The 13,144-nt window shown below is 74.0% G+C and carries 10 protein-coding genes; 6 read left to right on the top strand and 4 right to left on the bottom strand.

Going from position 1 to position 13,144, the window contains the following annotated elements; translation table 11 throughout:
• Nucleotides 1–14: 14 nt before the first annotated feature.
• Nucleotides 15–1,358: a helix-turn-helix domain-containing protein gene (locus ACZ8ZB_RS17505; RefSeq protein ID WP_470738635.1), complete on the bottom strand. Its 1,344-nt coding sequence runs from the start codon at nt 1,356–1,358 to the stop codon at nt 15–17.
• A 97-nt stretch (nt 1,359–1,455) separates the two neighbouring features.
• Here ACZ8ZB_RS17505 and ACZ8ZB_RS17500 point away from each other — a divergent pair, with 97 nt between their 5' ends.
• Nucleotides 1,456–1,620 carry a hypothetical protein gene (locus ACZ8ZB_RS17500; protein ID WP_470738634.1) on the top strand — a complete coding sequence of 55 codons (165 nt, stop codon included), beginning with the start codon at nt 1,456–1,458 and terminating at the stop codon, nt 1,618–1,620.
• Between the two features lie 101 nt (nt 1,621–1,721).
• On the opposite strand, the gene ACZ8ZB_RS17495 is transcribed toward ACZ8ZB_RS17500, so the two are convergent.
• Nucleotides 1,722–2,801, bottom strand: a complete 1,080-nt coding sequence (locus ACZ8ZB_RS17495) for a hypothetical protein (protein ID WP_470738633.1) — start codon at nt 2,799–2,801, stop codon at nt 1,722–1,724.
• Between the two features lie 63 nt (nt 2,802–2,864).
• Nucleotides 2,865–3,995, bottom strand: coding sequence for a PP2C family protein-serine/threonine phosphatase (locus tag ACZ8ZB_RS17490; RefSeq protein WP_470741516.1), 1,131 nt, complete (start codon nt 3,993–3,995; stop codon nt 2,865–2,867).
• A gap of 190 nt (nt 3,996–4,185) precedes the next feature.
• Here ACZ8ZB_RS17490 and ACZ8ZB_RS17485 point away from each other — a divergent pair, with 190 nt between their 5' ends.
• The 3 genes from ACZ8ZB_RS17485 to ACZ8ZB_RS17475 all read left to right on the top strand — a co-directional run bounded on the left by ACZ8ZB_RS17485 (nt 4,186) and on the right by ACZ8ZB_RS17475 (nt 6,751).
• A complete protein-coding gene (locus ACZ8ZB_RS17485) occupies nt 4,186–4,629 on the top strand; it encodes a hypothetical protein (RefSeq protein ID WP_470738632.1) in 444 nt (147 codons plus the stop codon).
• Nucleotides 4,630–4,758: 129 nt separating this feature from the next.
• The gene (locus tag ACZ8ZB_RS17480) at nt 4,759–5,703 is read left to right on the top strand and encodes a hypothetical protein (RefSeq protein ID WP_470738631.1); all 945 of its coding nucleotides are present in this window, start codon (nt 4,759–4,761) and stop codon (nt 5,701–5,703) included.
• A gap of 43 nt (nt 5,704–5,746) precedes the next feature.
• Nucleotides 5,747–6,751 (top strand): endonuclease/exonuclease/phosphatase family protein, encoded by a 1,005-nt coding sequence (locus ACZ8ZB_RS17475; RefSeq protein WP_470738630.1) that lies wholly within the window; start codon nt 5,747–5,749, stop codon nt 6,749–6,751.
• Between the two features lie 301 nt (nt 6,752–7,052).
• Here the strand turns inward: ACZ8ZB_RS17475 and ACZ8ZB_RS17470 are convergent, their stop codons facing one another.
• Nucleotides 7,053–9,134: a PhoX family protein gene (locus tag ACZ8ZB_RS17470; RefSeq protein ID WP_470738629.1), complete on the bottom strand. Its 2,082-nt coding sequence runs from the start codon at nt 9,132–9,134 to the stop codon at nt 7,053–7,055.
• 252 nt (nt 9,135–9,386) lie between these two features.
• On the opposite strand from ACZ8ZB_RS17470, the gene ACZ8ZB_RS17465 reads away from it, so the two are divergent.
• A complete protein-coding gene (locus ACZ8ZB_RS17465; protein ID WP_470738628.1) occupies nt 9,387–11,375 on the top strand; it encodes a VWA domain-containing protein in 1,989 nt (662 codons plus the stop codon).
• Nucleotides 11,376–11,477: 102 nt separating this feature from the next.
• Nucleotides 11,478–13,094 carry a methionine--tRNA ligase gene (gene metG, locus ACZ8ZB_RS17460; protein ID WP_470738627.1) on the top strand — a complete coding sequence of 539 codons (1,617 nt, stop codon included), beginning with the start codon at nt 11,478–11,480 and terminating at the stop codon, nt 13,092–13,094.
• Nucleotides 13,095–13,144 lie beyond the last annotated feature (50 nt).

Below are 13,144 nucleotides of genomic sequence, written 5' to 3'. Positions count from 1 at the left end.
CCGCCCCGAAACGGTCAGAGCGGGGGTTGCGCCGGGGCCGGCCCCAGGGTCGTGGTGCCCGGGGCCGTGCGGTGGCCCAGGCCGGTGCGGTAGGCGTCCAGGGCCGCTTCGACGCGGCCGGTGCGGCGCAGCAGGTCGCCGAGGAGGCGGCACAGGTCGGCCAGGTCGCCGACCGCGCCCGCGCGTTCCAGCAGGCTCATCGCGCGGACGTAGTGCTCCTCGGCCTGTTCCGCCCGGCGGGCGTCCTCGGCGATGATCCCGAGCAGCCGGTGCGCCGCCGCCGCGTGCACCGCGCCCCGCTCGGGGGAGAGCCCGCCGAGCACGTCCTCCAGCAGGGCCGCCGCCTCCCGGGAGTTGCCGCGCCGGCGCAGGACGTCGGCCAGCTCGACGGTCACCTGGCTGCTGTAGAGGGACGCCCGCTTGGCCGACAGCATCCCCAGCGCCTCGCGCATCTCCTTCTCGGCGCGCTCCAGTTCGCCGTTCTGCGCGTACACGTAGCCGCGCATCCAGTGGCAGTTGGCCAGCTCGGTGCTCAGCTGCAGCCCGCGGTACAGCTCCGCCGCCTTGGCCAGCGAGGCGTCCGCCTCGGCGAGGCGGCCCTCGGCGAGCAGGGTGCGGGCCACCGACCGGTGCATGCGCGCCACCAGCGCCGGGTCGCCGGACTGCGGCGCGAGCGCCAGCGCGAACTCCGCCGCCTGCGCGGCCCGCGCGTGCGCGCCCATGTCCATGTACGGGCCGATCGCGCTGGCGTAGAGCAGCAGCAGGGCGTCCGGGTCGTGCAGGCCGCCCCGGTTCAGCTCGTCGATCGTGGATTCAAGGAGGTAGACCGCGTAACGCAGTTCGCCCGCGAGGTAGTGGGCGACGGCCCGTCCGCGCAGCGCCGGCACCCGGGCGGGCAGCGGTTCCTCGGCGAGGCGGTCCTCGGCCCGCTCGAAGTACTGTCGCCCCTCGACGAGTTCGCCGGTCTCCAGGGCGCACTCGCCGAGCCCCAGCAGTGCGGCGGCCTGCTCCTCGGCCAGGCCGTGCGCCTCCGCCTCGGCGAGCAGCCCGGCGTACTGCTCCACCGCGGCCTCCGTCTCGCCGACGGCGAGGGTGTGCCGCGCCTCGGTCAGCCGCAGGTGCAGCTCGGTCACCAGCCGGGCGGAACGCCCGGTGGCCAGTTCGTCGAACGCGACGCCGAGACGGTCGGCGAGGTGCCGCAACGCGTCGTCGGAGGGGCGCACCCGTCCCGCCTCCAGCGTGGAGATGTACGCGGGCGTGTACACCGGCTCCGCCAGCTGTCGCTGGGTCAGTCCGCGCTCCACCCGCAACTGCTGCACCCGCCGCCCGATGGTCGCCGGCTCGTCCCGTTCCCCCACAGCAACTCCCCCATTGCCCCTTGCCGTTCGCGTCCGACAGCCCCTAGGTTAAACCGCGGATTAAACGTGCTTAACCCGTTGCTGTTGCGAGGTCGCCGTGCTGGAACGCACACGCACCACCGAGCGTTACGCCCGCGGTCTCGCCGCGGCCGTCGCCGCGGTCGCGACGCTGGTCCTGGCTGCCAACGCGGGCCCCGCCAGGGCCGTCGACCCCGAGCCGGACCACCGGACCACGACACCGGTGGAGGCGGCGGTCCGGTAGGACGGCCGGCCGGAGCGGCCCGGCGGGAACGGACCGGGAGGCGCCGGCAGCGGCAGGCCGGAGCGGCCCGGCGGCACGGCCCGACGGGTGACCGGCCGCGCTCAGCCCTGTGTCTGCAACTGCCGCAACTGCCGCCGCACGTGGTCCAGGGCCCCTTCGCGCCGCCCCGGCACCCGGCCGCGCAACTCGGCCAGCACCGGCCCGAGTTCACGGGCCCTGGCCGGATCGCCGATCCGGCCCCACTGGTGGTGCGCCCGGTCCACGGCCGCCTCGACGGCGGGCGCGTCCGCCGACTGCCCGGCGGTCAGCCGGGCGCTCGCGACGGCCAGCCAGGCACGGCAGCTGCGCGCCGCGTCCCCGGCCAGCATCGCCAGGTCCGCCCGGACCTCCGTCCAGTGCAGCGCCTCCTCGGAGGCGGGCCCGTGCGCCAGGACGGCCGCCTGCTCCAGCCGCGCGGCGAGCGCGTCGGCGTCCGCGTGCCGGCCCGAGCGCACGGCGGCGGTGACGGCCGCGTGCGGATCGCCCGGCACCGGCCCGCGCCGCGCCAGCGGCAGATCGGCGCCCGCGCTCTCCGGCGCGATCCGCGTCAGCGCCTGCTGGTGCAGCTCCTCGTCCGGCGGGCGCCATCCGCTGCGCAGGATCGTCGCGACCGCCTTCATGTACGCCGGCGCCGCGACCCCGCGGCGGGACGGCGGGGGCGCGACACGGCCGTAGACGGCGTTGTCGGGGCCGCAGTCGAGCGGGAACGGGCCCGGCGGGCGCGCCGCGCCCAGCACCTGCCAGGTCTCCGGGTCGGCGTGCAGATCGAGGAACAGCGTCGTCGCGCCCGCCGGACGCAGCCGCAGCTCCTCCCGGAACCAGTGCCACGGCAGCCCGGTGTACCGCACGGTGGACGCGGTCGTCCGGGCCAGCGCCAGATGCGGCAGCCGCTGACGGCGGTCGAGCTGGAGCTGACCGGTGACGTACACGGTCAGCGGCCCCGGCGCCGCGGCGGCGGCGCGCAGCCGGGTCAGCACGGCCTGCGGCTCCAGCGGGTCGGCGAGTTCGACGACGTTCGCGGTGTCCGCGCCGGACAGCACGGCGGGCGGCACCGCCGCGAGGACCGGGAGCACGGAAGCCGCGTCCACCAGCCGCCCGCGGCCCAGCGGCGAGGCCGCCAGCAGCAGCACGGTTCCGGGCATGGTCCCCTCCCCTGTCGATCACCTACCGCAGCACGGTAACCGCTGCGGACGCACGGGGGGACGTCAGTGGGGTGAACGTCCCTCTTCGGGGCCTTCGCCCCCCGCCGCGCGGGCCCGTCGTACGGCGAAGGCGGTGGTGTCGTCGGCCAGGCGCCCCCGGCTGTGCCGCAGCGTCCCGTCCCGTACGACGGCGACCAGCCGGCCCGGTGCGACGGCCCGCGGGTCCGCCGCCACCGCCCGGGCCAGGTCGTCGGCGAGCCGGTAGAAGTCGCCGGCGCCGTCCCGGGCCTCGGTCACGCCGTCGGTGACCAGCAGCAGCGTCTCGTCGGCGGCGACCGGCACCCGGCACAGCGGCGGCGGTCCGGGGCCGAGGTCGCGGCAGCCGATCGGGAGCCCTCCGCCGGCCGGCAGGGACCGCACTCCGCCGGGGCCGACGGCCAGCGGGGGTTCGTGGCCGAAGACGACGGCGTCCACCACGTCGGTGCGGTCCGCCGGGAAGCCGAGCAGCACGGCGGTGGCGAAGCGGTCGCCGTCGTCCCGGCCGAGCGCCGTGGTGTACTCGCGGTGCCGCAGCATCCGGGTCTCCAGCCGGTCGGCGACCGCCGTCAGCTCCGCCTCGTGGTAACCCGCCTCGCGGAACGCCCCGAGCAGCACCGACGCCGTCTCCACCGCGCCCAGCCCCTTGCCCTGCACGTCACCGACCAGTACCCGGGTGCCGTACGGGCCCGGCTGGATGTCGTAGAAGTCGCCGCCGACGCGGGCCTGGGCGTCCGCGGTGAGGTACACCCCGGCGTGCTCCAGGCCGCCCCAGTCCGGCGGCAGGGGGCGCAGCACGGTGCGCCGCACGGTGTCGGTGACGTCCCGCATGTGCAGCGCGCGGCGCTCACCGCGCACCCGCACCACGCAGGCCAGCGTGGCGAGGACGCCGCCGGCGGAGACGAGGATGAAGTCCGGCAGCCCCGCCTGGAACTGGTGCGGCCAGGCGCTGTCCACGAGGGTGTAGGCGACGAGGGAGAGCACGGCGAACAGGGCCGTGCCCCACACCCCGCAGATCGCGCAGGCGATGCCCGGCACCAGCACGATCCAGGAGATGATCCGGAATTCGCCGGTGGTGTTGTAGTCGGCCACCGTGATGGCCGTGAGCAGCAGCAACGGCGGCACCCAGGTGACGCTGCGGCCCCTCAGCCGCAGCATCTCGTGCCGGTGCACGACGTCGCGCCGACCGGCCGGGGGGTACCGGTCGTGCAGGCCGTGTCCCCCGCTGCCCGGACTCACGGCCCCAGCGAAACACGGCGCCGTGCGGCCCGCATCCGGTCTCCACTTGCCGACGGGTCCGGGGAGGTGTCCATTGGTGGGGCGGGGGCGAGGAGAGAGGAGTGCTCCCATGACGCACACGGCACCCCGGCCCCGGGGGATGATCGAGCCGGCCGGCACGACCGACGTCTTCGGCGCGCGGACCCACCGGATGGCGAAGGTCGTCGTACCCGTCCTGCTCGGAGTCCTGTACGGCTACTGGGTGGCGGCCAACCGGCGCTACGGCGGGCCGATCACCGTGGAGAACTTCCTGTACGGCTTCTTCGCCGGCCTCGTGTTCTCCCTGCTGTTCATGGCGCTCCTCGCCCTGGCGCCGAAGGTGCGGCGCGAACTGCACGCGGTGCTCTGGGCCGCCCTCAGCGGCAGCGCGATCGGCTTCCTGGTCGTCCAGGCCCCCAGCCCCGGCGTCCTGCGCTCCACGATCGTGGGCCTGCTGGTCGCGACGGGGGTGTTCCTGACGATGTTCTACCGCTTCTACACCCGCGAGGACGCACGGGGCGACCGCCTGAAGTAGGCCCCGCCCTCCGCAGGCGGTCCTGCCGCGGGGCGGCACGGGCTCGCACGGCCCCGTCCGGGCAGCCCCGTACACCCGTACGCGCCCCCAGCGCTCGCGCACCGGACCCCCCGCCCCTTGCCTGGAGACGTGCCCCTCCACCACGACGACCGCCGTACGCGCCTGCGCGACGCCCTCTCCGCGGCCCTCGTCGCCCTCGCCTGCCTCCTCGCCCCCTGTGGCACCCTCGCCGCCTGGGTGACGTTCGGCCTCGCCGACACCGGCCGGTACGTCGGCGCCATGGCTCCGCTGGCCACCGACCCCGACGTGCGCGAGACCGTCGCCGACGCGGTGGGGGACGAGGTCGTACGGGAACTGGAGACGGGGACGGCCGGCACGGCCGACACCCCCCTCGGCCCGTTCGTCCGCGACGCGATCCGCTCCTTCACCCGCACCGAGGCGTTCCGCACCGCGTGGGAGACGGGGAACAGGGCCGTTCACGAAGCCGTCCTGCACGCCCTGCGCGACGACGCGGCCGCCCCCGGCCCGGTCACCGTCGACCTCGCCCTCGTCACCACGCGGGTACGCGCGCAGCTCGCCGCCGACCGCATGCCCTTCGCCCACCGCGTCCCCGTCGAGCACACCGAGGTCGCGGTGGTGCCGGCCGCGGAGGTGGCCGGGCTCCGCAAGGGGTACCACGTGCTGGACGCCGCCGCCCTCTGGCTGCCGCTCGCGGCCGTCGTCCTCGCCGCCGCCGGGATCGCCGTCGCCGCCTGCCGCCGGCGCGCGCTCACCGCGACCGGCCTGGGCACGGCCCTGGGCGGCGCCCTGCTCGTCCTCGCGATCGCCGTCGGCCGCCGGCTCACCCTGGCCGGCCTGCCCGACCGCGTCCACCGCCTGGCGGCGGCCGCGGTCTACGACGCCCTCACCGCCACCCTGCGCACGGCGGCCTGGCTCCTCCTCGCCCTGGGCCTGACGGTGGCCCTCGCCTCCTGGCTGACCGGCCGCCTCGGAAACCGCCGCGCCTCCCCGTCCCGCGCCACCGCCCGGGGCGGTCGTCCCCGGCGACCACCCGCCACGCTCCCCCGTCCTTGAGGGAGGATTCGGGCATCACGTCCGCGAGCGGAAGGCCGGAACGTTGGAGACTGGGACTGCCGACCCGTCGGTCACCGGGGACGGGTCCGGGCGGACCGGGCGACGCCGTCGGTTCGGCGCCCGGTGCGCGGGGCTGCTGTTCACCGGGGTGAGCGTGGTCGTCGGCTGCCGGACCGCCGGCGCCGACGGCGTCACCCCCGTGCCCCAGCTCCTCGCCTTCCTGCCCTGGCTGCTCGTGCCCACGGCCGCCGGGCTGCTGTGCACCCTCTTCGCCCGGTGGTGGACCGGCGCGGTGTGGGGCGTGGCCCTGCTGGGTCTGCTGGCCTGGTTCATCGAGCCGTACGGGAAGACCGGCGACCCCGCGGGGCCGCCCGTCGCCGAGCTGCGGGTGCTGACCTCGAACGTGGAGTTCGGGCAGGCCACCGGTGCGCTGGTCGACGCCGTACGCCGTGAGGGACCGGACGTCGTGTTCGTCCAGGAGTGCGAGTACACCTGCGACGCGGCCCTGCGGCGGGAGCTGGCCGACGCCTACCCCCACCGGCAGGCGGTGGAGGGCGGCGGCTCCGAGGGCTCGGTCATCCTCAGCCGCTTCCCGCTGCGGGCCACCGACGGCGTCCCCGGCGCCATGGGGATGCCCGGCGCCGTCGCCGACGTCGACGGGCACGCCGTACGGCTCCAGCTCGCGCACCCCATGCCGCCGCTGCCCGGCCAGGTGGACCTGTGGCGGCGGGAGCTCGGCCGGCTGCGGGACGCGGCCGCCGCCGGCCGGGACACCCCCACCGTGCTCGCCGGGGACTTCAACGCCTCCCAGGACCACGCGGCCTTCCGCCGCCTCCTCGACACCGGCCTGCGCGACGCGGCCCGCCTGGCCGGCGCCGACCGGACCCCGACCTGGCCGTCCCGCACCGCCCCGGCGTTCGGCGCCCAGATCGACCACGTCCTGGTCTCCGCCGACTTCGCCGCGCCCCGAGCCCGCTTCCTCGACCTCCCGGACACCGACCACCGGGCACTGGTGGCCGACCTGACCCTGCACGCCTCCCAGCAGTAGGCAGTGGTGCCACCGCGGCCGCGTCCCTGGTCGCCCTCGGCGAGGTCGTCACCGTGTGCCAGCCGACCTCGCCCTCCCGCCCCGAGACGGCGGTCCGCCGGCTGCACGGCGACCCGCTGGGCGTACGGCTGCTGCTGGCGGCGCGTACGGAGACGGAGCTGGAGGGCGTCTATCCCGATCCGGCCGAGGCGTACCGGGAGGTGGCGCGACAGGCCCGGCGTACCGGGAGTGGCTGGATCAGGACCTGGTCCCCGGTCCCTGATCCGGCCGCTCCCGCGCCCCGCCCCGGACCCCGGTGGCCTCAGACCCCGATGTCCCGCCCGTCCGCGCGCCACACCGCGACCACGGCCGGGCGGACGTACGTGCCGGGCCCGTCGGGCCAGGTGCTGGCCGGCCGGTCGACCGTCGCCCCGTCCACCTCGCCCGGGTGCTGCACGGCGACCAGCACCCGCCGGTCCTGGATGACCGGACCGCAGGTCTCCGCACCGTTGGGCACGGTGAGGAACTGCTTCAGCTCACCGCGCCGGTCGCCGCGCGTGGCGACGCCGAAGAGGCCGTCGTGGGAGCCGAGGGCGCTGCCGTCGGTGGAGATCCACAGGTTGCCGTGGTCGTCGAAGGCGACGTTGTCCGGGCAGGAGATCGGGCTGACGGAGTCCTTCGGGAACCCGGCGAAGTACGTCGCCGGGTCCTCCGGGTCGCCTGCGACCAGGAACAGCGACCAGGCGAAGCGGGTGCTGTCCGCCCGGTTCCAGCGCTCGGTCAGTTCGAGCACGTGGCCGTGCTTGTTGGAGTTGCGCGGGTTGGCCTCGTCGGCGGCGGCGTAACCGGACTTGCCGCGGTTGGAGTTGTTGGTGAGGGCCATGTAGACCTTGCCGGTCACCGGGTTGGGCTCGATGTCCTCGGGCCGGTCCATCTTGGTGGCGCCGACCTTGTCGCCGGCCAGGCGCGTGAAGACGAAGACCTCCTCGGCGGTCATGCCCTCGACGTGCGAGACGGCGCCGTCGGCGGTGGCGGTGGCCAGCGGGATCCACCGGCCGCTGCCGTCGAACTCGCCGTCCCTCGGGAGCTTGCCGGTACCGTCGATCTCGAAGGCCGGGGAGTCACCGCTGAGCTTGGCGACGTACAGCGTGCCCTCGTCGAGCAGCGAGAGGTTGTGCTCGCGGGCGGAGCGGCTGTTGCCGTGCCGCATCCGCTTGCTGCCGACGAACTTGTAGAAGTAGTCGAACCGCTCGTCGTCGCCCGAGTACACGACCGGACGCCCGTCGTGCGTCAGCCGCACCGTCGCGCCCTCGTGCTTGAACCGGCCGAGCGCGGTGTGCTTGCGCGGGGTGGAGTCGGGGTCGTACGGGTCCAGCTCGACGACATACCCGAACCGGTGCGCCTCGTTGGGCTCCTGGGCGAGGTCGAACCGCTTGTCGAACCGCTCCCACTTGCGCTCGGTGGCACCGGTGCCGATGCCGTACCGCTTGTCGGTCGCGCTGCTGCCGTTGGCGAAGTACTGGTTGAAGTTCTCCTCGCCGTGCAGGGTCGTGCCCCACGGGGTGGTGCCGCCGGCGCAGTTGTTGAGGGTGCCGAGCACCTTGGTGCCGCTGGGGTCGGCAGAGGTCTTCACCAGGTCGGACCCGGCGACGGGCCCGGTGAGCCGGAACTCGGAGGTGGCGGTGAGGCGACGGTTGAGCTGGTGCCGGTTGACGGGCGTCAGCTTGCCGGTGCGGCGCTCCTCCTCGACCGCGACCACCGCGAGCCCGTGCGCGGCCCAGGCGATCTCGACCTGCTCGCGGGTGGGGTTGGCGGCGTCGTAGTCCCGGAACATGAGGACTTCGTCGGTGTACTCGTGGTTGGCGACGAGCAGCTGCCGGTCGCGCTCACCGCGCAGCGGCAGCAGGGCGAGGAAGTCGCAGTTGTACCCGAACTGCCCGGCCTGCGCCTTGGCGCTCTGCCTCTCCGGGTCGAAGGCGGGCGCGCCGCGCAGGATGGGCTCGCCCCAACGGATGACGACGTTCTGCCGGTAGCCCTCCGGCACGGTCACGGCGTCGGCGGTGTTCGGCGCGACGGGCGTGAACCGCAGACCGCGGGCGCCCTTGGGCTTGTGGCCGTGCCCGTGGCCGCCCTTCCCGGCGGCGGGGGCCGCCTGCGCCTCGGGCGCGGCGGCGACACCGACCGCTCCGGCGCCGGCCGCGGCGACGGTCACGACGGCGGCGGCACGCATCATGGAGCGGCGGCTGAGGGCGCCGGCGATGACGTCACCGACGTACTCGTTGGAGCTGGTGTTGGGCACCTCGTGGAAGCAGGCGTCACCACACCGGAAACGGCAGGTCAGGGCGGACCGGCCGCCGGGGTGGGAACCGGACGGCGTTCCGATCAACGGCAGCAGCTTTCGCACGTTCTCTCTCCTTGGGTGCCCGTGGTGTCAGCGTGACCGTAGGAGCACATACGTGCGACAGCCGGGCATCGGGGTGAACGGCGGGTGAACCTGCGGCAGCGTCTGGGACGTCGCGCCGGGCCGAATCACACCCTTGACATATACGATTCCGCAAACCCAACCCTGCCCAAGATCGCCCTTGCGGGCCGTTAACCTTACGTGTCCGTCCTGGCCAGGGATTGACGGGCATCAACCACGCGAAGGGTTGCGCACATGGGCATTCTCACTCTCCTGCGGAACGCGTTCGGTCGGTCACGCAAAGCGAGGTCCGCCGAAGCGGGGGGTGCGGCGGACGCCGCCGAGACGGCGAGCACGTCCCCGGCGGAGCCGGTGGAGCAGGCGGCCCCGAAGGTCCCGTCCCCGTCCCCCGAGCCCACCCCGCCGTCCGCCGCGGTCTCGGTACCGGAGCCCCGCGAGGAGCACGACCTGGTCTCCGCGGCCTTCGACAACGTCGCGGTACCCGGCCCCACCCGCTCGGACGACCCCGCGGCCCCGGATCCCGCCCAGGAACCCGGGACGACCCCGACACCCGCCCCCGAGGCCACGACGGAACCCGCGCCGGAGACCAAGGCAGAGCCCGAGGCCGCCGCCGAGCCGGAACCGGAGGCCGAGGCGAAGCCCGAAGCCGAGGTGAAGCCCGAAGCCGTGACCGAGCCGGAGACCGAGCCGGAGCCGGAAGCCAAGGCCGCCACCGAGGCCGAGGCCGCGGTCGAGCCGGAGCCGGAGTCAAAGCCCGAGGCTGTCACCAAGCCCGAGCCGGAGACCGAGCCCGAAGCCAAGGCAGAGCCCGAGCCCGCTGCCGAGCCGAAGCCGGAACCGGAAGCCAAGGCGAAGCCCGAAGCCGTGACCGAACCGGAGGCCGAGCCGGAGCCGGAAGCCAAGGCCGCCACCGAGGCCGAGGCCGCGGTCGAGCCGGAGCCGGAGTCAAAGCCCGAGGCTGTCACCAAGCCCGAGCCGGAGACCGAGCCCGAAGCCAAGGCAGAGCCCGAGCCCGCTGCCGAGCCGAAGCCGGAACCGGAAGCCAAGGCGAAGCCCGAAGCCGTGACCAAACCGGAGGCCGAGCCGGAGCCGGAAGCCAAGGCCGCCACCGAGGCCGAGGCCACGGTCGAGCCGGAGCCGGAGTCAAAGCCCGAGGCCGCCGCCGAACCCGAGCCGGAGGTGGAGGTCGAGACGAAGCCCGAAGCCGAGCCGGAGCCGGAGACCGAGGCGAAGCCCGAGGCCGTGACCGAACCGGAGGCCGAGCCGGAGCCCGAGGCGAAGCCCGAGCCCGAGTCGGAAGCCAAGGCCGATGAGGAGTCCACGGCCGCCACCGAGGCCGAAGCCGAGGCCACGGTCGAGCCGGAGGCCGAGCCTGACGAGGAGCCCGCGGCTGTCGCCGAGGCCGTGCCCGCAGCCGCCGACGGCGAGGACGCCCCGCAGGGGCCACCCGCACCCGACGACGAGAGCCGCACGGGCGGTGCGGGTGGGAACGAGAACCCGGCCGAAGGCGAAGCCGAGGCCGAACAGGAAACCGTGCCCGAGCCGGCGGCCGAGGCCGAGGCCGGACAACCCGCCACCCCCGCCGCGAAGCTCCGCGGCACCACCCTCACCACCGCCCACGAGGCAGCCGGCGCCACGCTCGCGCACCACGGCCTCACCGGCGCCCGCGCCAAGGTCTACCTCGTCCTCGACCGCTCCGCCTCCATGCGCCCGTACTACAAGGACGGCTCCGCCCAGGCCCTCGCCGAGCAGACCCTCGCCCTCGCCGCCCACCTCGACACCGAGGCCACCCTCCACGTCACGTTCTTCTCCACCGAGCTGGACGGCACCGGCGAGCTGACCCTCACCGACCACGAGAACAAGATCGACGAGCTGCACGCCGGCCTCGGCCGCATGGGCCGCACCAGCTACCACGCGGCCGTCGAGGCCGTCCTCGCACGACACGCCGAGGAACCGGCCGGCACCCCCGCCCTGGTGGTCTTCCAGACGGACGGCGCGCCGGACGCCAAGACCCCCGCCACCCAGGCCCTCACCGACGCGGCGAAGAACCACCCCGCCGTCTTCTTCTCCTTCGTCGCCTTCGGCGAGCACGACAACAAGGCCTTCGACTACCTCCGCAAGCTGAAGACGGGGAACACCTCCTTCTTCCACGCGGGCCCCACCCCCCGCGAGCTCACCGACAAGGAGCTCTACGAGGGCGTACTGGCGGCCTGGCGCCCGTAGCCACCGCCTCGTTCCTCCTCCGGGGGGGGGGCGGACGGGATTCCCGTCCGCCCCCCGAAACGCGTGCGAGCCGAGCTCGCCGGGGCCAGTAGGATTTCGACCATGGCGGCCACTGGATCCGAGAAGCAGGGGGCGAAGGCGTACTACGTCTCGACCCCCATCTACTACGTCAACGACGCTCCTCACCTGGGCCACGCCTATACGACCGTCGCAGGCGACGTGCTCACCCGCTGGCACCGCCAGCGCGGCGAGAAGGTGTGGTACCTCACCGGCACGGACGAGCACGGTCAGAAGATCATGCGCACCGCGGAGGCGAACGGCGTCAGCCCGCAGCAGTGGGCGGACAAGCTCGTCGACGAGGCGTGGAAGCCCCTCTGGGAACACCTCGACATCGCGAACGACGACTTCATCCGCACCACGCAGAAGCGGCACACCGACCGCGTCCAGGAGTTCGTGCAGGACCTGTACGACAAGGGCGAGATCTACAAGGGCGGCTACGAGGGCCCGTACTGCGTGGGCTGCGAGGAGTACAAGCTCCCCGGCGAGCTGCTCGACGGCGAGGGCGAGTACGCGGGCCAGAAGCTGTGCCCGATCCACAAGAAGCCGGTGGAGATCCTCAGCGAGGAGAACTACTTCTTCAAGCTCAGCGAGTACGGCGAGAAGCTCCTCGCCCACTATGAGGCCAACCCGGGCTTCATCCAGCCGGAGTCCGCGCGCAACGAGGTCGTGAACTTCGTCCGCCAGGGCCTGCAGGACCTCTCCATCTCCCGCTCGACGTTCGACTGGGGCGTGCCGGTCCCGTGGGACGACAAGCACGTGATCTACGTGTGGGTCGACGCCCTGCTGAACTACGCCACCGCGGTCGGCTACAACGAGAACCCGGAGAAGTTCGGGGCCACCTTCCCCGCCGACGTGCACCTGGTCGGCAAGGACATCCTCCGCTTCCACGCGATCATCTGGCCGGCCATGCTGATGGCGCAGGGCCTCCCCCTGCCCGGGAAGGTCGCCGCGAACGGCTGGCTGATGGTCGGCGGCGAGAAGATGAGCAAGTCCAACCTGACCGGCATCAAACCGCAGGACCTGACCTCGCACTTCGGCGTGGACGCGTACCGCTGGTACTTCCTGCGGGCGATCGCCTTCGGCCAGGACGGCAGCTTCTCCTGGGAGGACTTCTCCGCCCGCTACACCAGCGAGCTGGCGAACGACTACGGCAACCTCGCCTCCCGCGTGGCCGCGATGGTCGGCAAGTACTTCGGCGGCGAGCTGCCGGCCTCGACGGCCGACGGTGACGCGGAGAAGGCGATCCACGACGGCCTCGCCAAGGCCGTCACGGAGGCCGACCGGAAGATCGGCGAGGAGCTGGACTTCCAGGGCGGCATCCTGGCCGTGTTCGACTTCGTGAAGCAGGTCAACGGCTACATCACGGAGCAGGAGCCCTGGAAGGTCGCCAAGGACACCTCCGACGAGGGCAAGGCGCGCCTGGCGACGATCCTCTACACGGCCGCGGAGTCCCTGCGCGCGGTGGCGGTCCTCCTCAACCCGGTCATGCCGGAGACCTCCCAGAAGCTGTGGGACTCCCTCGGCGCGGAGGCCGGCCTCGGCGCCCTGGCGGACCAGAAGGTCCAGGAGTCCGGCACCTGGGGCCTGCTCCCCGCCGGCTCGACGGTCACCAAGGGCGCGGTCCTCTTCCCGCGCCTCGAGGAGAAGCCGACCGCGTAGGACGCGTCACGTACGCCCAGAGGCCCGGAAACGGCTTGTTTCCGGGCCTC

The organism is Streptomyces sp. 12E (genome assembly GCF_055633275.1).
Note: the sequence above shows the minus strand (reverse complement) of the source record. Positions and strands in the feature narration are given on the sequence as shown.

Excerpts from the sequence above, each read along its gene's own strand:
- ACZ8ZB_RS17495 (WP_470738633.1), bottom strand. The coding sequence starts at position 2,801 with ATGCCCGGAACCGTGCTGCTGCTGGCGGCCTCGCCGCTGGGCCGCGGG.
- ACZ8ZB_RS17490 (WP_470741516.1), bottom strand. The coding sequence starts at position 3,995 with ATGCTGCGGCTGAGGGGCCGCAGCGTCACCTGGGTGCCGCCGTTGCTG.
- ACZ8ZB_RS17485 (WP_470738632.1), top strand. The coding sequence starts at position 4,186 with ATGACGCACACGGCACCCCGGCCCCGGGGGATGATCGAGCCGGCCGGC.
- ACZ8ZB_RS17465 (WP_470738628.1), top strand. The coding sequence starts at position 9,387 with ATGGGCATTCTCACTCTCCTGCGGAACGCGTTCGGTCGGTCACGCAAA.
- metG (WP_470738627.1), top strand. The coding sequence starts at position 11,478 with ATGGCGGCCACTGGATCCGAGAAGCAGGGGGCGAAGGCGTACTACGTC.